This window comes from Dietzia maris, assembly GCF_036287335.1.
Taxonomy (GTDB): domain Bacteria; phylum Actinomycetota; class Actinomycetes; order Mycobacteriales; family Mycobacteriaceae; genus Dietzia; species Dietzia cinnamea.
The window spans coordinates 1,676,733-1,695,254 of sequence record NZ_CP143053.1; the positions used below are offsets into that span (position 1 = coordinate 1,676,733).

Below are 18,522 nucleotides of genomic sequence, written 5' to 3' on the forward strand. Positions count from 1 at the left end.
CGATGGACGGCGCCCGGCCCCCGAGACGGGTGTCACCCGCCGACGTAGCGGGCCAGGTACTCCCCGGTCAGCGTCGACGCGTCGGCGACGAGGTCGGCAGGGGCGCCCTCGAACACCACGCGACCGCCGTCGTGGCCCGCGCCGGGGCCGAGGTCGATGATCCAGTCCGCGTGGGCCATCACCGCCTGGTGGTGCTCGATCGCGATCACCGACTTGCCGGCGTCGACGAGCCGGTCGAGCATGCCGAGTAGATTCTGCACGTCCGCGAGGTGCAGGCCGGTCGTCGGCTCGTCCAGCACGTAAACGTCGGCCTTGTCCGCCATCTGGGCGGCCAGCTTGAGGCGTTGACGCTCGCCCCCGGACAACGTCGTGAGCGGCTGCCCGAGCCGCACATATCCGAGCCCGACGTCCCGCAGGCGTACCAGGATCTTGTGGGCCGCAGGGATGCGCGCCTCGCCCGCCGAGAAGAAGTCCTCCGCCTCGGCCACGGACATCGCCAGCACCTCGCCGATGTTGCGCTCCCCCAGCCGGTACTCGAGCACCTCGGCCTGGAACCGGCGGCCCTCACAGTCGTCACACGTCGTGGCGACACCCGCCATCATGCCGAGATCGGTGTAGATGACCCCCGCGCCCTTGCACGTCGGGCACGCGCCCTCCGAGTTCGGGCTGAACAGCGCGGGCTTGACCCCGTTCGCCTTGGCGAACGCCTTGCGGATGGGCTCGAGCAGACCGGTGTAGGTCGCGGGGTTGCTGCGGCGCGAGCCCCGGATCGCCGACTGGTCGATCGCGACGACTCCCTCCCGCGGGGACACCGAGCCGTGGATGAGCGAGCTCTTGCCCGAGCCCGCCACCCCCGTCACCACGCACAGCACGCCGAGAGGGATGTCCACGTCCACGTCCCGCACATTGTGCGCGCTCGCCCCGCGCACCTCGATCCACCCCGCCGGCGCGCGGACCGAGTCCTTGAGCGAGGCGCGGTCGTCCAGGTGCCGGCCGGTGACGGTGCCGCTGGCCCGCAGCCCGTCCACCGTGCCCTCGAAGCAGATCTCCCCGCCCTCGGACCCAGCCCCGGGGCCCAGGTCCACGATGTGGTCGGCGATCGCCATGGTCTCGGGCTTGTGCTCGACCACGAGGACGGTGTTGCCCTTGTCCCGCAGGCGCAGCAGCAGCCCGTTCATACGGTCGATGTCGTGCGGGTGCAGGCCGATAGACGGCTCGTCGAACACGTAGGTCACATCCGTCAGCGCTGACCCGAGGTGGCGGATCATCTTGACCCGCTGGGATTCGCCGCCCGACAGCGTGCCCGCCGGCCGGTCGAGCGAGAGGTACCCCAGCCCGATCTCCACGAACGAGTCGAGCGTGTGCTGCAACGACCCCAACAGCGGGGCCACCGACGGCTCGTCGAGTCCGCGCAGCCACTCGGCGAGGTCGGTGATCTGCATGGCCGAGACGTCGGCGATGTTGTGCTCGCCGATCCGTGACGAACGGGCGCCCTCGTTGAGCCGCGTGCCGTCGCACTCCGGACACGTCGTGAAGACCACGGCCCGCTCGACGAACGCCCGGATGTGCGGCTGCATGGCCTCGACGTCCTTGGACAACATCGACTTCTGGATCCGGGGGATCAGCCCCTCGAACATCACGTTGATGCCGTCGGCCTTGATCTTCACCGGCTCTTTGCGCAGGAGGTCGTCCATCTCGCGCTCGGTGAACTCGCCCACCGGCTTGGCCATGTCGAAGAACCCGGACCCGGAGTAGATGCGGCCGTACCACCCGTCCATCGAGTACCCGGGGACCGTGATGGCCCCCTCGGCCAGCGACTTCGAGCGGTCCACGAGCGCGTCGATGTCGAAGTCGGAGACCGACCCTCGGCCCTCGCACCGGACGCACATGCCGCCGGTGATGGTGAACTCGGCCTTCTGCCGGGTGCCGTCGGCCTTCTTCAGCGTCCCCACCCCGGAGGCCGACGCTACGTTGAACGAATACGCCTTGGGGCCGCCGATGGCGGGCCGGGCGAGCCGGCTGAACAGGATCCTCAGCATCGCCCCGGTGTCGGTCGCGGTCCCCACCGTCGACCGCGGGTCGGAGCCCATCCGCTCCTGGTCCACGACGATCGCGGTGGTCAGCCCCTCCAGCACGTCGACGTCCGGCCGGGCCAGCGTCGGCATGAACCCCTGGACGAACGCGCTGTAGGTCTCGTTGATCATCCGCTGCGACTCCGCGGCGATCGTCGCGAAGACCAGCGAGCTCTTACCCGACCCGGAGACACCGGTGAAGACGGTCAACCGCCGCTTCGGCAGCTCCACGTCGACCGAGCGGAGGTTGTTCTCCCGCGCGCCGAGGACGCGGATGATGTCGTGCATGTCTGCGGTGTGGGTGCTCATTCGCGGGTCTCCTCGGCCGGTTCTCTCCGAGGCAACGCTAGAACACGGACCCGGGACGGGGAAGGCGTCAGCCGCGGTCCTGATTGAGCATGGCGACGGCGTGCAGCTCCGCGAACCGCTGGAACTCGTCGTCGTCCCACCCCTCGCGGCCCGTCGCGGCCGCCCACCCGTCGAGGATCTGATGATCGTAGAGGTGGCCGTAGCCCTGGGACCCGCCGACCGCGTTGCCGAGGTCGGCCGTCACCTGGAAAAACGTGAGCACGGGCATGTAGAACATGCCCGGGTGGCGGCCCTTACCCGGGGGTTCGGCCAGCCACGCCGGACGGTCGAACAGCAGATCCGGCGTCCACCACACCACCGGGTCGGTCGCGTGCTGGACGTACAACACGTGCGGCGGGATCCACGGACTGTCGTCGCCGCGGAACTCGGCCGGGTCCTCGGAGAAGCGCACCAGCAGGCCATCGGCGTACACCGGCTCGGTGACCGGCGTGCCCGGGTCGCGGCGCTCGACCAGCGAGTGCCAGATGTGGTTGGAGTTGGGCGGGCCCATCCACAGCACGCCGTCCACGGTGGCGCGGATGTCCCGGATCCCCGAGAACGCCGCCTCCCCGGCCTGGGTGCCGAGACTCTCGCCATAGACGTAGAGTGCCGGCCGCGGCAGGTCAGGGGGCAGCGAGTCGCGCCACTCCACCACCGACTCGACGAGCGAGCGCCCGGCGGCCTCCGCCTTCTCGCGGTCGGCGAGGAATGAGATCCAGCTGGGCAGGAACGAGTACTGGGTGCCCACCATCGCGACGTCACCGCCGGAGAGCAGTTCGATCGCCTGGGCGGCGTGCGGGTTGATCCACCCGGTGCCGGTGGTCGGCACGATCACGACGGACTCCCGCTCCCAGGCCCGCGTCCGGTCGAGCTCGGCCACCACGAGGTCGGAGCGCTCGTCGTTCGTGGGCGCGGACTCCAGGCCCGCGTAGGCCCGGATCGGCTCCTTCGCCTCCTCGCCGAGCAGGTCGCTCAGCGTCTCCCGGTCGACGCCGCCGCTGACGAACCGCCGACCCTGCAGGCCCAGGTCCTCGAAGTCCACGAGCGAACCCGGGCCCCCTGACTTCTCGGGTTCGCGCGGCGGGCGCGCGTCGGGCAGGTCCTCGTTGTTCTGGGCGCTGAAGATCTGGTTGGCGGCCTCGAAGAACAGGCGCGGCACCACGCCCTGGACCATGCCCAGCAGCAGCGCGGCGGCCACCACGACCCCCGCGAGCCGCGCGGTGTACTCCCCGATCCCGAACCGGCGGCGCACCGCGCGGACGAACGCCCGGTACGCCGCCCGCAGACCCCGGGCGGCGATCAGCAGCGCGACGAAGAGCCCCAGCGCGACCCACGGGATGCGCATGTAGTCCGCCCACGGCGGGCGCGGCGACTCGACGAGGTCGGAGACCTGGTCCTGCCAGCGGATCGCCGTGGCGGTGGCCGTGATGAGGTAGACGACCAGCACGTACGGAGCGGACAACCGCGCGAACGCCAGCAGGCGGTCCCCCAACGCGGTGAGGTCGGGGTGCAGGCTGATGCGGGGGGCAACAACGCGCCGCCACAGGGTCCGGAGCGCCACGCCGACGCCGTAGCCGACCAGCATCGACACCCCCGTGACGATGCCCTGGTAGTGCCACGCCCGCGGCAGCAGCGACGGCATGAGTGAGACCCACGCCGCGAGCGCGGCGACGATGAGACCCGTGACGGAGGGCCGCCACCGATCCCACCACGTCCGCAGGACCTCGCCGACACTGCGCACCGCAGCTGTTCGGTTCACCGCAGCCGCTCGGCCCGGCGCGCTGCGGCCACGAGGTCCTCCGACATGCGCGCCAGTTCCGCCGGGTCCTCGCCCTCGGCGATCGCGGTCCGCAGGTCCTCGCACGCGCAGCGCAGCTGGAACATCCGGTCCATGAGGTCGGTGGACTCGGCCTCGGACAGCACGACCGTCCCCTCGGGCAGGTCCTGCATCCGTAGCGACCGGCGCTGCTCGTAGGCGCGCTGTCGGCACGAGCGACGGCAGTACCGCCGCCGCCGTCCGGTGCCGCCCTCGTCGACGGGCCGACCGCACCACGCGCAGGACGCCTCGCCCCGCCGGGGGGCGGGGGGCTCTGCCCGGACGTCGGAATCCACGGAGGAAAGGGTACCCAGGTCGCCCCCGGGGTGGCCCGCGGCGTCGGGCCGTGGGAACATTTGGGGGTTCCTCTGGCGTTGATACGAGCAGGAACCACGCAGCGTCGTGTCGATCCGCAGAATTGACCGCAGCGCGGTGATGTGACCGCAGTGCTTTGACGCAGACGAACACGGCAGAAGGAGTTCGCATGGCAGATCGAGTCCTCAGGGGCAGCCGCCTCGGAGCGGTGAGCTACGAGACCGACCGGGACCACGACCTCGCGCCCCGCCGCATGGCCCGGTACCAGACGCCGAACGGCGAGGTCTACGAGGTGCCGTTCGCCGATGACGCCGAGATCCCCGGCACGTGGATGTGTAAGAACGGCCAGGAGGGCCAGCTCATCGACGGCCCCGCGGTCGAGGTGAAGAAGGGCAAGCCGCCGCGCACCCACTGGGACATGCTGCTCGAGCGGCGTTCCCTGGAGGAGCTCGAGGAGCTTCTCAAGGAGCGGATGGACCTGCTCAAGAAGCGGCGCCGCGCTGGCGCTCGCTGATCCACCCGGTGGCATGACGCCCCGGTCCCCTTCCGAGGGGGCCGGGGCGTCCGCCGTTGACGGGCGCGTCAGGCCCCCCGGGCGTTCGGATCTCAGCGCCGGAGCAGGGCACGCAGCTGGGCGCGGCGCTTCTCCCAGCCCCAGCGGGCGACGTTGACCGCGGCCTCGCGGAAGATCGACTCGCTCATCTTGGAATGCCCCACGGTGCGCTCGGTGAAGGTGATGGGGACCTCCACCACACGCCGCCCGTTGTTCAGCAGCCGCCAGCTCATGTCGATCTGGAAGCAGTAGCCCTTGGACTCGATGGCGTCCAGGTCGAGTTCGGCCAGCGCGTCGGCGCGGTAGGCGCGGTAGCCGGCGGTGATGTCCTTGATGCCGACTCCCAGCATGACGCGGGAGTAGATGTTGCCGCCGCGGGAGATGACGTGGCGCTGCCACGGCCAGTTGACCACGGAGCCGCCGGGGACGTAGCGGGACCCGATCGCCAGGTCGGCGCCGCCGTCCACGGCCTCGAGCATGGCGGGCAGGCGCTCGGGCGGATGACTGCCGTCGGCGTCCATCTCCACGAGCACCGTGTACCCGCGCTCGAGTCCCCAACGGAACCCGGCGATGTAGGCGGCGCCGAGGCCCTGCTTGCCGGTGCGGTGCAGGACCGAGATACGGCCGCGCGGGTCGTCGGCGGCGAGACGGTCGGCGACTTCCCCGGTGCCGTCGGGGCTGTTGTCGTCGGCGATGAGGACCGACACGTCGGGGGCCGAGGCGAGCAGGCGCTCCACGACGCCGGGCAGGCTGTCCCGCTCGTCGTAGGTGGGGATGATCACCAGCGTGCGCCCGGAGGGCGCGCTGCCGCCCGGAGTCGTCGGTTCGGTCACTTACGTCTCCTCGTGTCGGGTCACGGGCCGTCGGCGGGTGTGGGCCAGCGCCCAGGCCAGTGCGACGAGCCCGACGAGGCAGCTCACCGCCTGCGGGACGCCGCCCAGTCGGGTTGCCACTGTACCGGCCCCGCCGACCTCGACCCGAGCCGCCAGCACCGCCGGCTCGAAGATGTCGGTCTCCTGCCGCACGTGCCCGTCGGGGCCGATGACGGCGCTCACACCGCTGGTCGCGGCGATGAGGACGGGCACGTTGTGCTCCACCGCGCGGACCCGGGACATGGCCAGTTGCTGGTACGTCATGGCCGAGTGGCCGAAGGTGGCGTTGTTGGTGGGGACGGTGAGGATCTGGGCGCCGCGCGAGAGGGGTTCGCGGGCGGCGGCGTCGAACGCGATCTCGAAGCAGATCGCCACGCCCAGCTCGACCCCGTTCGCGGTGACCAGCCCGTCACCTTCCCCGGGGACGAAGTGACCGGCGGCCTGCGCGATCGGGAAGAGCGCCTCGAACAGGCCCCGCATCGGCAGCCACTCGCCGAAGGGCTGGATGTACTTCTTGTCGTGCCGGTCGGCGACCCGGTCGGAGCCGGCACCGCCGCCGACGTCGACGCGGGCGTCCCAGACGAGGGTGGAGTTGGTGGCCTCGCGCCCCTGGCCCGTGGGCAGGACGGTGCCCACGAGGATCGGCGCGTCGAGGCGCCGGGACAGGGCACTGATCTGCGCGCCGGCGAGGCGGTCGTCGAGCGGCGAGATGTCGGAGGCGTTCTCCGGCCACAGCACGAGGTCGGGAGGCGGGAGGGTGCCGGCCTCGACGTCGTCGGCGTACCCGGCCGTGACGTCGAGGTGGTTGTCGAGGACCGCGCGGCGCTGCGCGTTGAAGTCCAGGCCGAGGCGAGGGACGTTGCCCTGGATCACCGCGACCTCCACGGTGTCGGTGTGCTCCCCGCTCGGGGTGAGGGCGGCGCCGGCGACCAGACCCACCGCGACGAGCGGGACCGACAGGAGGCCGGCGGCCGCGCGGGCCCCTCGCCGTCTGCTGTCGGCGTCGCGGCGCAGCAGGAGGACGACGGCCACCCCGAGGGCGGCGCCGACCGCGGAGACGACGAACCCGAGCAGCGGCGTCCCGCCGAGCGAGGCCAGCGGCAGCAGGGGGCCGTCGGCCTGCCCGAACGCCAACCGGCCCCACGGGAAGCCTCCCCACGGCCACGACGACCGGACCCACTCCCACACCGACCACCAGCCGGCCACGCCGAGCACCGCGCCGAGCGCGCGTGCGGCGGACCGCGGGCCGGGGTCGAGTCCGGCGCGCAGGATGACCACGGCGCCCGCGCCGAACGCGGCGAGGTAGAGGGCCTCGACCAGCGACAGGCCCCAGGAGGCGTAGGCGCCGACGTACATGCCGACCCACGGGACCAGCAGGAGGAAGAAGGCCAGGCCGGAGACGAGGCCGAGGAGGGCGCCGGTGCGTGCCCGGGGCGGGTGGTCGCCGGAGGGGGCCATGACGACGACGAGGAGCGCGATCGCGAGAACCGCGGTCCACCACAGACCGATCGGGGGGAACGAGGCGGCCAGCAGCGCGCCGGAGGCGGCCGCGAAGGCCAGCCTCGTCATCAGGGGCATCAGACCGCGGGGCCGGCGGGCAGGCCGTCCACGACGAGCGCCCGGAGGACGGGGTCCGGGCCGGTGAGGTCGGGCATGGGCGGCACCCCCGACCGCGGATCGGTGGACCAGCGCTGGACGGCGTCGTCGGCCGCGACCACCGCGAGCTCGCCCGTCTCCCATCGCGAGAATGTGGCGGGCGCACCGGGGGTGAGGGTGCCGGCCGCGCCGTCGCGGGCTCCGGCGGCGCGGCGCGCTCCCCGGGTGGTGGCGGTGAAGGCGGCGCGCGGGGACAGTCCGCGACCGCCTTCGACGGAGGTGAGCGCCCGCAGGGCGTCCCACGGGCGGACCTCGCCGCCGGCCCGGGTCGACGCCGCCAGGGCGACTCCGGAGGCGGCGATGCGCACGAGGTCGGTGCCCGTCAGGTCGTCGACGAGCGGACGCAGCAGGACGATCGCGCCGACGGCGGCGAGGGCGGCGAGGGTCTCGTCGTCCGGGGCCGCCGCCCCGCCGGACACCGCACCGATAAGGACCGGCGCGCACCGGGCGACCGCGGGCCCGCCGAGTTCGTCGGCCAGGCGCGTGAGGTAAGCGGCGAGGCGCGTTGGCTCCACCCCGGCGTCGAGGACGACCCGCTCCCCCGCACGCACCTTCTCCTCGACCGCGGCGAGGTCGTCGAGTGTGTCCGGCCCTGGTACCGGCGTCAGAGCGGCCGGGACCACCCCGCGGGCGGCGGCGGCCGCGAGGTCGAGACCGGCGGCGAGGCACTCGACGAACGCCGGGGCGACCCAGTCTCCCGCCAGGTCGACCCGTTCGGCGTCCGGGAAGAGGGCGGGCCCCGGGGCGTCCGAGCCGGCCCACACGATGAGTCCGTTCTCGTGCGCCAGGGCGGTGGCGTCTCGGGAGGCGGGCGTGAGGACGCGGCCCCCGGTGGCCAGGAATGCGGTCATGCGTCCGATTATCCCCGAGCACGCCCGGAGGCCCGGCCCGCCCACCCCCCGTCGCGTCACGGATCACCGCCGGGCGTCGGGTCCCCCGCGACCGGGCCGGCCGATACTGTGGTCCGCCATGGACGACTCCGCCGCTGACCACCTCCCCGGCCCCCGGGGCGTCTCCGCGATCACCGACGGCGACAGGGCCCGCCTGCACTTCCCCGGCGGCCGACTGCGCCCCGCCGACTGGACCGCACTGGCGGCCCTCGCGGCCGACCACGGTGGCGCCGTCCACACGGTCGCCGGCGGCGGGCTCGAGCTCCGCGGGATCGATTCCGGACCCGCGGGCGGCGATCAGCAGGACGGTACCGATCCCACCGCGCGCCGGCTCTGGGACCGCGCCACGGATTCCGGCCTCCTGCCGCCGGGCGGTCCGCGCCGCCTGCCCGTCGTCCTCGCCTCGCCGCTGGCCGGCCTGCTCGACGGCCACCACGACCTCGCCGACCTGCCCGACCGGCTCTCCGCGGCGCTGGCCGGCCACCCCGGGATCGACGCCCTCGCGGGTCTCCTTCTGCTGGGGTTCGACGACGGCTCGGGAGACGTGCTGGCGCACTCCCCCGACCTGGCCGCCGTCGTCGACGGCACGGACGGCACCGCGCGGATCCACGTCGCCGGCCGGGAGATCGCCGTCCGGGTCCGGCTCGACCACGCGGCGGTCGTCCTCGCGGACGTGGCGGCCCACCTCGCACGCTCCGCGGGGCCGGCCGACGTGCCCGCGTCCGGGGAGGTGCACGACCTCGTCGTCGTCGCCCTGGACTCCCACCCACTCACCACCACGGTCACCCGGGACGCCGGCGCGATGGCCACGTCCCCCTCTACCCCGGTAGAGCGGCGGCTCGTGGCCGCTCCCCCGACGGTCGGGTGGGTCGACACCTCCGACGGGCTCGTCAGCCTCCTCGCCGTGGTCGCCGAGGGCGTCATCCCCGCGCGGCTCGCCGAGTTCCTCGGCGCCGTGGAGCGGCCAGGCACCGTCTCGGCGGACGGGGTGATCGGACTGCACGGGCTCACCGAGGGGATGGCCGAGCAGGTCGTGCGGGTCCTGGCGCCGATGGGGATGATCTTCGACGCGACCTCGCCCTGGGTGCCCGGCTCAGCGTGAACCGAACCGCCCCACCAGCCAGCGGGCGGCCTCGTCGACCGAGTGCACCGTCTCGGGGGCGGGCGGCGCCTCCGGCCGGTCGACCATCACCACCGGGATACGGAGGTCCCGGGCGGCCGCCAGCTTCGCCGCCGAACTGTCGCCGCCACTGTCGCGCGTGACGAGGACGTCGATCCGGTGCCGCGACATCAACGTCCGCTCGGAGTCCTCCCCGAACGGCCCGCGGTCGAGTACCAGCAGGTAGCGGTGCGGCAACGGTCCCGGCGGTGGCTCCGAGCAGCGGATGAGGTACGAGCCGCGGGTGTCGCCGGCGAACTCGGACGCGCCCTGCTTGCCGACGGTGAGCATCGGGCGGCGGAACCGCTCGGCCACCACCTGCGCGGCGGCCCGCGTGTCGGGGACGCGGATCCACTCGTCGCCGGGGCGTTCGGCCCACGGCGGGCGGTGCAGCCGCAGCAGCGGGATCCCCGTCTCCGTGGCGGCGTGGACCGCGTCGGTCGAGATCTCGTCGGCGAACGGGTCGGTCGCGTCGATCACCGCGCTCACCGCGTTCTCCCGCAGCCAGTGCGCCAGGCCCTCGGCGCCGCCGAACCCGCCGATACGGACCTCACCGCGGGGCAGCCGCGGGCGCGTGACCTTGCCGGCCAGCGCGGTCACCACGTCCAGACCGGCGGTCACCATGAGATCGGCCAGCCGCCGCGCCTCGCCGGTGCCGCCGAGGACGAGGATGAGGCCCGGGTCGCCGGACGGTCCGCCGCTTAGCCCGCCGGACGGGGGCGTCGTCTGCGCCGTGGCCGGGCTGTCGACGGTCGTGGGCGCGGCTGGCGCTGCGTGGCCGGCCGCCGGGATCCCGGGCACGAGCTCCCACTCGATCTCCGCGGCGTCGAGAGCGCGCGTGTGTGCGGCCAGTGCGGAGTGCTGCGCCGGGTCCCCGGCGTAGAGCCGCACGACCCGGTCTCCGCGTTCCACCGCCTCGTGGATCCGCGCCGCGGCGTCCTCCGGCGAGAGATCGGTCGCATCGACGACCCGGGCCGTCGGCGGGCACAACGACAACGCCGCGCCGACGTCGGAGTCACACAGGCAGGTGCCGCTCAACGCGATCAGCCGGGACGCGCGGACCGTGAGCAGATCGACCGGTCCTGGGCCCGTGCCGACGAGGTGGACGACCGCCGGGTCGGGACCCGGCCGTGGCGGAGCGCTCACCGCGGCATCCGCCTCCACACGGGCTGCGGGACGAGCCGCGCCACGGCGAACATGACCCGCAGCTGCCTCGGGATCCACACGACCCCGGCCCGCCGTTCGAGCACCCGCTCGACCACCGCGTCCGCCACCTGGTCCGGCGTCGACGAGAACGGCGCCGGGTCCATGCCCTCGGTCATCCGGCCGATGACGAACCCGGGGCGCGGGATCACCAGGGTGACACCCGTGCCGTGCAGCACATCGGCCATCCCGGAGGCGAAACCGTCCAGCCCGGCCTTCGCGGAACCGTAGACGTAGTTGGCGCGCCTGACCCGCTGCCCCGCCACCGAGGAGAACGCCACCAGCACACCCGTCCGGCGCGGTTTCATCCGCTCGGCCAGCACCGTGAGCAACGCGGCCTGCGCCACGAAGTCGGTGTGCAGGATCCGGGCCGCGGCCAGGGAGTCGCGCTCGGCCACCTCCTGGTCGCCGAGGATCCCGAAGGCCAGCACGGCGATGTCGATCGGCCCGACGCGGGCCTCGATCCCGTCCACGACGCGCGCGTGTGCGTCGAGGTCGTCGGCGTCGAAATCCACGAACTCCACCGCCGCCGCGCCGGCCTCGACGAGCGGGGCTTCGAGTGCGGACACGTCGCCCCCGGGGCGGCTGGCCAACACGACCGTCCGGCCGGGTGCGAGGCGGTGGGCGACGGCGAGGCCGATCTCGCTGCGGCCACCGAAGACCACCACGACCTCTCCGCCGGACGCGGGCCGGGACGACGGGGTTGCGGGTGTGGGCATGCGCCCAGTCTCCCACGCACGCCTGCGCGCCCGGCGCCGTGTCGCTGTGGCAGGCTCGGCGGCATGGCGCACACCCTGGCAGAGCTCTCCGACGAAGCGCACCGGTTCCTGTCCGAGTACCACCTGGGATCGCTCACGACGCTCCGGCGCGACGGGTCCCCGCACGTCGTGGCAGTGGGCTTCACCGTGGACGTCGAGGGTGGGCTGGCGCGCGTGATCACCCGGCGCGGCTCCCAGAAGGCCCGCAACGCCGCCCGAGGCGGACGCGCTGCCGTCTCACACGTCGACCGCGGTCGGTGGCTCACCTTCGAGGGCACCGCCCGGCTGCTCGACGACCCCGACGCCGTCCGTGAGGGAGAGCGCCGGTACGCCCTGCGCTACCGCGAGCCGACGCCGAACCCCGAGCGGGTGGTCGTGGCCATCGAGGTCGACCGCGTGCTGGGCTCGGCGCAGATGTTCACCGGCGCCTGATCTCGGTCGCTCCGGCGCGGTCGCTTGGGCGGGCCCGCTCGGGCAGTCGTGCGCTGGGCGGGCGCTGGGCGGGTGGGTATGCCGGGCGGGCGCTGGGTGGGCGGCCTCCGGGCGCAGCCGCACGCGAACATGGCGTCTCGCGCGCACCGCGGGGTGGGCGAGACGCCATGTTGAGGGGCGGCTGCGGTACTCGCGTGCATCGACGGGAGCGAGACGCCAAGCACGGGAGCGGCTGCGAGGACAGCGGCGGGAGCGAGACGCCAGGCAGAGGGGCGGCAGCGGTTCTCGCGTGCATCGGCGGGAGCGAGACGCCAGGCACCGGGGCGGCTGCCCGAGCGCCGGACCCCGCCGGCGGTCAGAGCACCCGCAGACCGCGTTCGCCGGTGTTGAGGTCGCGCCGGCCGTCGGCGGTCACCGCGACGATGTCCTCAAGCCGCGCGCCCCACTGCCCGGGCCGGTAGATGCCCGGCTCCACGGAGAACGTCATCCCCTCCTCGAGCACGGTGTCGGCACCGGGCATGACGAACGGCGGCTCGTGCAGCCCCAGCCCGATTCCATGGCCGGTGCGATGGATGAACAGCTCGCCCAGGCCGGCGGCGGCGAGGTGCTCGCGGGCCGCTGCGTCGACCTCGCCGATCGCGACGCCCGGACGCACGGCCTCGCGCGCCAACCGCTGCGCCTCCTGCAGGACCTCGTAGTTCTCGGCGACCTCGGCGGCGGGCTCCCCCATCGAGTACGTCCTCGTGCAGTCCGAGTGGTACCCGCTGGGCAGCGGGCCGCCGATGTCCACCACCACGATGTCGCCGGACTCGATCACCCGATCCGACACGCCGTGGTGCGGGTCGGCGCCGTGCGGGCCCGACCCCACGATCACGAACTCGGCGTGCGTGAGCCCCTCGGCCTCGATCGCCGCCGTGATGAGTTCGCCCGCCTGCTCCTCCGTCCGGCCCACCCGGAGGAACTCCCCCATGCGCGCGTGCACGGCGTCGATACGGCGGGCCGCCTCGGCGAGCTGCTCCACCTCGTCCGGGGTCTTCACGGCCCGCACGTGGTCGATCACCTCCGAGGCGAGCACCACCTCGCCGTCGACGCCGTCACGGAGCGGCACCAGGTGCAGTGCCGGTAGCGCGCTGGAGACCGCCACCCGCCCGGCGACCTTCCCCGCCACGAGCGGCACCGGGTCGGTCCCGTCGGACCACGGGTGGATCTCCGCTCCCACGCGCTCGGCGGCGCGACGGGTGACGTCGGTGAGCTCGAGCGCGGGCAGCACGAGCAGCGGCTCGCCGCCGGCGACGGGCACGACCAGCGCGGTGAGTCGCTCGTGGGAGTCCATGCGCTCGCCCGTGAGGTAGGACATGTCCTCGCCGGAGTACACCACCACGTGGTCGATCCCGAGTGCGCCGGCGCGGTCGCGGACGGCGGTCAGGCGGGTGGAGTGGAGCTGCGGGTCGGGAGTCGGCATGCCTCCACACTATGCGCGGCGGAGCGGGCGACGCGGGCGGACGCGCGCGGCGGGGGTCGGCGCTGGTGGCCGAGGGCGACTAGCCTGACGGGCGGTGGTCGTCCGCGACCCCCGACCTGCATGACCGCCGATCTGCATGACTTCCGGCCGACATGACCGCTGACCGGCATAATCCCCGGCCGGCATGATCCCCGACCCATAAGGAGGCGCGGTGTCCCAGGGCCCGCTCATGGTTCTCGACAGCGCCGGCCTGTGGTTCCGCGCGTTCCACTCCGTGCCCGAGAAGATCACCGGGCCCGACGGCGCCCCGGCCAACGCGGTGCGCGGGTTCTGCGACATGGTCGCCGTGCTGGTCGAGGAGTACTCGCCGACCGGCCTGGTGGCCGCCCTGGACCGGCAGTGGCGCCCGGACTGGCGGGTGGAGTTGTTGCCGTCGTACAAGGCGCACCGGGTGGGTGACGACGGCGAGGAGGACGCTCCCGCATCGCTGGGCCCGCAGGTCGGCGCCATCCGCGACGTCCTCGGCGCGGCGGGCCTCGCCCAGGCCTGGGCGGAGGACGCGGAGGCAGATGACGTGCTGGCAGCGCTGTCCGCTCGTGATCGCGAGGTGCTGGTCGTCACGGGCGACCGCGACCTGTTCCAGCTGGCCTCGGCGACGACCACCGTCGTGTACGTGGGGGCGGGGATGAAGAAGCGGCTCGCGTACACCCCGCAGGTCGTGGCCGAGCGCTTCGACCTGCCGGCGGGCGACGACGCGCGGGTGTACGCGGACTATGCCGTGCTGGTCGGGGACGCCTCGGACGGCCTGCCGGGCGTCGCGGGGATCGGTGCGAAGTCCGCTGCCATGCTGCTGCGCGAGTACGGCGACCTGGACGGGATCATCGCCGCCGCGGGCGACCCCGGTTCGGCGATGAGCGCCCGCCAGCGGAAGGCGATCACCGAGGGCGCCGACTACCTGACCGCGGCGCGCGGGGTGGTCCGGCTGGGCGGGCGCGCGTTCGACGTGCGGTTCGATGGCGACGTGGACGGCCGTCGCGGGCCGGTGGACTCCGGGCGTATCGAGTCGCTGGGCGAGTCGACGGGCCAGGCGCGCGCGATCGGCCGGCTGGTGGAGGCGACGGCGGTCCTCGACGAGGTCTGATCCGCGCCCGCCGGGGAAGCTCGTACGCCGGGATTGGTCGTAACGGTCGCGGTGAATCGCGCGATCCAGTCCGACCATGACGACCGGGACCACGCTGATCACGACCACTTTGGGTTCCGGGCGCGGCGCGGCGATGAGGGGGACGCGGCGCGGCGATGAGGGGGCGCGGCGCCGCGATGACGGGCGCGGGATGCGAGGCGCGCCGGGGCGGGTGGGCTCAGGCCATGTGGTCGAGCACGACACCGCGGCGCAGCGATCCCACCGCCGAGCGTGCGGTCCGGGCGAGGTCCGGCTCGGCGACCTGGCCGACCTGAGCGAGCACGTCCACCACGAGTCGCGCGGACCGGACGAAGTCGCCGGCGGTGAGCTCGACGCCCTCCTGCCACGACGCGGCGAGGATCGAGGCGAGCGCGCCCCCTGATACCCAGTGGTGCAGGACCGGCGCGAGTCCGGCGTCCAGGTCCGGGGTCGTGGGCAGCCCGTGGGCACGCTCCACCTCGGCGACGTCGGCCGCGACCCGCTCTGTCTCCGCGAGGGCTGACCGCAGCACCTCGTCCGAGGGCTCGCGGATCGCCGAGTCGGTGCGCGGGTGCGCGACGATGGTCGCTATCACGGCGGCGAGCCCGGCCGCGTCGAGACCCCGCCACACGCCGCGACGCAGGCACTCGGCCACGAAGAGGTCCTGTTCCGTGTGCACCCCGGCGAGCAGGTGGCCCGCGTCGGTGGCACGCAGGACGCCGTCGACCTTCTCGAGGTAGCCGAGGTGGCGGAGCAGGTCGACGATCCGGCGGAAGCGTCGGGCCAACGAGTCCGCGTCGGCGTCGACCTCGGCGGTGAGGGCGGCCACGTCGGCGTCGGCGCGGGCCCACCGCTCGTGCACGCGGGCGAGCTTGTCGATCCGCGGGTCGTCGTGCAGCGGATGCTGGCGCAGGGCCCGGCGGGCCGCCGCGATCCGCGGATCCTTGCGGACCGACTTGCCGCCGGCGTTCGTCATGCGGCCCTTGGCCTTACCCCGCAGGTGTTCCATACGTTGGACCAGCGCGCGCTTGGCCCGGCCGTCCAGCTTGCGGCGGCCCTTGGGCAGGTCCACGCGGCCCACCGGCACGGGCGGTGCCGCGAAGTCGTGTTGGCGCAGCCAGCCGGTCCACCCGGTGTCGGTGAGGCAGAGCAACGCGGGGTCCGAGGGGATGTCGGTCCGCACCTGCAGCACGGTCGCGACCATGCCGAACCGCTTGCGACCCACCGTGATGACGGAGCCTGCGGTCTGCTTGAGCATGGCCGACCGCACGGAGTCGAGCCGGTCGTCGCGCGTGGCCTTCTCGGCCTTGCGCTCGAGCCTGCTCAGCTCGGCGCGCAGGCCCATGTACTCGTCGAGGTCCGCGTCGCCCCCGGCCTCCTCCAGCGAGGCGCGCATCCGGTCGCGCTCGTCGGAGCGGCGCTCGATGGCGCGAGACCGCGACACCAGCGTGCGGTCGGTCTGGAACTGGGCGAACGACCGTCCGATGAGGGTCGTGGCCTCCTCCACCCCGAGCTGCTCGACGAGGTTCACGGCCATCGAGTAGTCCGGCGTGAAGGCGCTGTACAGCGGGAACCGGGGGGTGTCGACGAGCGCGGCCAGCGCGTCCAGGTCCAGGTCGGGCTGGTCCAGCACGACCGCCGTGCCCTTGGTGTCGATGCCGCGTCTGCCGGCGCGCCCCGTGATCTGCGAGTACTCGGCGGACGTGAGCATCATGTGCGTGTCGCCGTTGAACTTGGTCGTCTTCTCGAGCACCACGGCGCGGGCCGGCATGTGGATCCCCAGCGCCAGCGTCTCGGTGGCGAAGACCACCTTGATCAACCCGGCCGAGAACAACTCCTCGACGATCGTGCGGAACAGCGGCAGCATCCCCGCGTGGTGGGCGGCGAGCCCGTTGACCAGTCCGGCGCGGAACGCCGCGAAGTCGAGCGCGTCGAGGTCGGGCTGCGGAACCTGCGCGACCGCGGAGTCGACGTGCGAGGCGATGCGCCGGGCCTCCTCACCGGTCGTGAGGCGCAGCCGGGCCCGGCGCATCTGCGCGACCGCGCCGTCGCAGCCCGCCCGGGAGAACACGAAGTAGATGGCGGGCAGGAGGTGCTCGTCGTCGAGCCGCTCGATGACGTCCTGACGGCGGGCCCACTGCGCGCGCGGGCGGGAGGCCATCCGTTCGTCGTGATACCCGGACCGGGCCCGCCGGCGCTGCTCGGCGGCGGCGCGGATGGGGACGAGATCGCCGTCCGTGTAGAGCATGTGGGCCAGCGGCACGGGACGGTGCTCGGAGAGCACGACGGCGGTGTCGCCGCGGATCTCGGTGATCCAGTCCCCCAGCTCGTCGGTGTTGCTCAGCGTCGCGGACAGCCCGACCAGCAGGACGGCCGGGTCGAGGGTGAGGATGATCTCCTCCCACACCACGCCCCGCGAGCGGTCGCCGAGGTAGTGGATCTCGTCCATGACCACGCAGTCGAGGTCATGCAGTGCCGACGAGGCGCTGTAGATCATGTTGCGCAGCACCTCGGTGGTCATCACGACGATGGGCGCGTCGGCGTCGATCGAGTGATCACCGGTGAGCAGGCCGACGTTCTCGGGGCCGAATCGCTCGCGGAACTGCCGGAACTTCTGGTTGCTCAGTGCCTTGACCGGCGTGGTGTAGAAGCAGCGTCCCCCGCCGGCGAGGGCGCGGTAGGCCGCGTACTCGCCGACCAGGGTCTTGCCGGACCCCGTCGGCGCGGACACGAGCAGGTTCCGGCCGGCGTCCAGGGCTGCGAAGGCCTCGAGCTGGAACGGATCGGGCGCGAAGCCCTCGCCGGAGAGGAAGCCCTCCAGCAGGTCGTCGGGGTGCGTCTCGTCAGGTGATGTCGTCATAGATCGAACCGCCGCCCGCCGGGGCCTGGAGCGGTCGGGTGTCGCCGGGCGCGCGGGTACCGGATACGCCGGCGCCGGCGGAGGGGATGGGTGGGGTCAGTGGCTCGGGGCGTTCGAGCGGGCCTGCGCCGCCGAGGCCGTCGGCGGGGGCGAGCGGGGACGCGGACTCGTCGTCCACCTCGAGCCAGTCCGCGCGGGACTTCTTCCTGCGCTTGTCGTGCAGCCGGGCGAACTGGATGGCCGCCTCGACCAGGATGCACACGGCCACCGCGAGCGCGAGCATGGAGAACGGGTCCTGGCCGGGTGAGGCGACGGCGGCGAACACGAAGATGCCCATGATGATGCCGCGACGCGACCGGGCCAGCGTCTCGTAGCTCACGACACCGGCCACGTTGAGCATGGCGATGAGCAGCGGGATCTCGAAGCTCACGCCGAAGATGAGGATGAGCTGGATGAGGAACGTGAAGTACTGCGAGCCGGACAGGGCCGTGGTCTGGACGTTGTCGCCGATCGAGAGCAGGAACTCCAACGCGTGGACGATCACGACGTACGCCAGGACCGCGCCGCCGATGAACAGGACGGCGGCCAGGATCGTGAAGACGATGCCGTAGCGCTTCTCGTTCTTGTGCAGGCCGGGCGTGATGAACGCCCACAGCTGGTACAGCCAGATCGGGCTGGCCAGGACGATGCCGGCGGTGGCGGCGACCTTGAGGCGGAGCATGAACTGCTCGAACGGCCCCGTGGCGAGAAGGCGGCACTCGTCGCCGGCGTCGCCCAGCTGGAGGCGGGCGCCGGGCGGGATGTCGCAGTAGGGGCCGGTGAGGATGCCGCCGAGCGACGGCACGCCCAGGAACCCGGTGCCGTACCACCAGAAGCCGAAGCCGAGGGTCACCACGATCGCCGCCACCGAGATGAGCAGGCGGGTCCGAAGCTCGTAGATGTGCTCGATGAGCGGCATGGTGCCGTC

15 protein-coding genes are annotated in these 18,522 nt (G+C 73.2%); 4 read left to right on the forward strand and 11 right to left on the reverse strand.

From position 1 onward, the window contains the following. Nucleotides 1-32: 32 nt before the first annotated feature. The 3 genes from VYL96_RS07695 to VYL96_RS07705 form a co-directional block, all read right to left on the reverse strand. Nucleotides 33-2,381, reverse strand: coding sequence for an ATP-binding cassette domain-containing protein (locus tag VYL96_RS07695; protein WP_131885975.1), 2,349 nt, complete (start codon nt 2,379-2,381; stop codon nt 33-35). Between the two features lie 67 nt (nt 2,382-2,448). Continuing rightward, entirely contained in the window at nt 2,449-4,179 is a 1,731-nt protein-coding gene (locus VYL96_RS07700) for an alpha/beta hydrolase (RefSeq protein WP_243699723.1), read from the reverse strand. Continuing rightward, nucleotides 4,176-4,592, reverse strand: a complete 417-nt coding sequence (locus tag VYL96_RS07705) for a hypothetical protein (protein ID WP_007633928.1) — start codon at nt 4,590-4,592, stop codon at nt 4,176-4,178. Before VYL96_RS07705 ends, VYL96_RS07700 begins: the two co-directional genes overlap by 4 nt. Before the next feature lie 128 nt (nt 4,593-4,720). On the opposite strand from VYL96_RS07705, the gene VYL96_RS07710 reads away from it, so the two are divergent. Next, the gene (locus VYL96_RS07710) at nt 4,721-5,065 is read left to right on the forward strand and encodes an RNA polymerase-binding protein RbpA (RefSeq protein WP_007633930.1); all 345 of its coding nucleotides are present in this window, start codon (nt 4,721-4,723) and stop codon (nt 5,063-5,065) included. A gap of 92 nt (nt 5,066-5,157) precedes the next feature. Here VYL96_RS07710 and VYL96_RS07715 read toward each other — a convergent pair whose 3' ends face one another. The 3 genes from VYL96_RS07715 to VYL96_RS07725 are packed head-to-tail and all read right to left on the reverse strand — an operon-like array spanning nt 5,158 to nt 8,483. Continuing rightward, nucleotides 5,158-5,937, reverse strand: a complete 780-nt coding sequence (locus VYL96_RS07715) for a polyprenol monophosphomannose synthase (RefSeq protein ID WP_061916832.1) — start codon at nt 5,935-5,937, stop codon at nt 5,158-5,160. Next, nucleotides 5,938-7,545 (reverse strand): apolipoprotein N-acyltransferase, encoded by a 1,608-nt coding sequence (gene lnt, locus VYL96_RS07720; RefSeq protein ID WP_243699722.1) that lies wholly within the window; start codon nt 7,543-7,545, stop codon nt 5,938-5,940. 8 nt (nt 7,546-7,553) lie between these two features. After that, complete coding sequence (locus tag VYL96_RS07725) at nt 7,554-8,483, reverse strand: amidohydrolase (protein ID WP_131885973.1); 930 nt, start codon at nt 8,481-8,483, stop codon at nt 7,554-7,556. A 118-nt stretch (nt 8,484-8,601) separates the two neighbouring features. On the opposite strand from VYL96_RS07725, the gene VYL96_RS07730 reads away from it, so the two are divergent. Next, the gene (locus VYL96_RS07730) at nt 8,602-9,624 is read left to right on the forward strand and encodes a hypothetical protein (protein ID WP_165928497.1); all 1,023 of its coding nucleotides are present in this window, start codon (nt 8,602-8,604) and stop codon (nt 9,622-9,624) included. Here VYL96_RS07730 and VYL96_RS07735 read toward each other — a convergent pair. Together VYL96_RS07735 and VYL96_RS07740 are read right to left on the reverse strand one after the other, a co-directional pair. Next, complete coding sequence (locus VYL96_RS07735; RefSeq protein WP_243699721.1) at nt 9,616-10,827, reverse strand: cobalt-precorrin-6A reductase; 1,212 nt, start codon at nt 10,825-10,827, stop codon at nt 9,616-9,618. The two genes, VYL96_RS07730 and VYL96_RS07735, sit on opposite strands and share 9 nt — an antisense overlap. Next, entirely contained in the window at nt 10,824-11,603 is a 780-nt protein-coding gene (locus tag VYL96_RS07740; protein WP_131885971.1) for an SDR family NAD(P)-dependent oxidoreductase, read from the reverse strand. Before VYL96_RS07740 ends, VYL96_RS07735 begins: the two co-directional genes overlap by 4 nt. A gap of 63 nt (nt 11,604-11,666) precedes the next feature. On the opposite strand from VYL96_RS07740, the gene VYL96_RS07745 reads away from it, so the two are divergent. Next, the gene (locus VYL96_RS07745; RefSeq protein ID WP_061228734.1) at nt 11,667-12,074 is read left to right on the forward strand and encodes a pyridoxamine 5'-phosphate oxidase family protein; all 408 of its coding nucleotides are present in this window, start codon (nt 11,667-11,669) and stop codon (nt 12,072-12,074) included. 355 nt (nt 12,075-12,429) lie between these two features. On the opposite strand, the gene VYL96_RS07750 is transcribed toward VYL96_RS07745, so the two are convergent. Further along, complete coding sequence (locus tag VYL96_RS07750; protein WP_131885970.1) at nt 12,430-13,536, reverse strand: M24 family metallopeptidase; 1,107 nt, start codon at nt 13,534-13,536, stop codon at nt 12,430-12,432. Between the two features lie 211 nt (nt 13,537-13,747). Here VYL96_RS07750 and VYL96_RS07755 point away from each other — a divergent pair, with 211 nt between their 5' ends. Then, nucleotides 13,748-14,677, forward strand: coding sequence for a 5'-3' exonuclease (locus VYL96_RS07755; protein ID WP_131885969.1), 930 nt, complete (start codon nt 13,748-13,750; stop codon nt 14,675-14,677). A 217-nt stretch (nt 14,678-14,894) separates the two neighbouring features. Here VYL96_RS07755 and VYL96_RS07760 read toward each other — a convergent pair whose 3' ends face one another. Both VYL96_RS07760 and tatC read right to left on the reverse strand, forming a co-directional pair. Beyond that, nucleotides 14,895-17,555 carry a DEAD/DEAH box helicase gene (locus VYL96_RS07760; RefSeq protein WP_131885968.1) on the reverse strand — a complete coding sequence of 887 codons (2,661 nt, stop codon included), beginning with the start codon at nt 17,553-17,555 and terminating at the stop codon, nt 14,895-14,897. After that, nucleotides 17,539-18,513, reverse strand: coding sequence for a twin-arginine translocase subunit TatC (gene tatC, locus VYL96_RS07765; protein ID WP_083324392.1), 975 nt, complete (start codon nt 18,511-18,513; stop codon nt 17,539-17,541). The genes VYL96_RS07760 and tatC overlap by 17 nt, the downstream gene beginning before the upstream one ends. Nucleotides 18,514-18,522 lie beyond the last annotated feature (9 nt).

Bases quoted from the DNA above. Each gene is read 5' to 3' on its own strand.
- VYL96_RS07695 (WP_131885975.1), bottom strand. From the start codon at position 2,381: ATGAGCACCCACACCGCAGACATGCACGACATCATCCGCGTCCTCGGC.
- VYL96_RS07705 (WP_007633928.1), bottom strand. From the start codon at position 4,592: ATGTTCCCACGGCCCGACGCCGCGGGCCACCCCGGGGGCGACCTGGGT.
- VYL96_RS07710 (WP_007633930.1), top strand. From the start codon at position 4,721: ATGGCAGATCGAGTCCTCAGGGGCAGCCGCCTCGGAGCGGTGAGCTAC.
- lnt (WP_243699722.1), bottom strand. From the start codon at position 7,545: ATGACGAGGCTGGCCTTCGCGGCCGCCTCCGGCGCGCTGCTGGCCGCC.
- VYL96_RS07725 (WP_131885973.1), bottom strand. From the start codon at position 8,483: ATGACCGCATTCCTGGCCACCGGGGGCCGCGTCCTCACGCCCGCCTCC.
- VYL96_RS07730 (WP_165928497.1), top strand. From the start codon at position 8,602: ATGGACGACTCCGCCGCTGACCACCTCCCCGGCCCCCGGGGCGTCTCC.
- VYL96_RS07740 (WP_131885971.1), bottom strand. From the start codon at position 11,603: ATGCCCACACCCGCAACCCCGTCGTCCCGGCCCGCGTCCGGCGGAGAG.
- VYL96_RS07745 (WP_061228734.1), top strand. From the start codon at position 11,667: ATGGCGCACACCCTGGCAGAGCTCTCCGACGAAGCGCACCGGTTCCTG.
- VYL96_RS07750 (WP_131885970.1), bottom strand. From the start codon at position 13,536: ATGCCGACTCCCGACCCGCAGCTCCACTCCACCCGCCTGACCGCCGTC.
- VYL96_RS07760 (WP_131885968.1), bottom strand. From the start codon at position 17,555: ATGACGACATCACCTGACGAGACGCACCCCGACGACCTGCTGGAGGGC.
- tatC (WP_083324392.1), bottom strand. From the start codon at position 18,513: ATGCCGCTCATCGAGCACATCTACGAGCTTCGGACCCGCCTGCTCATC.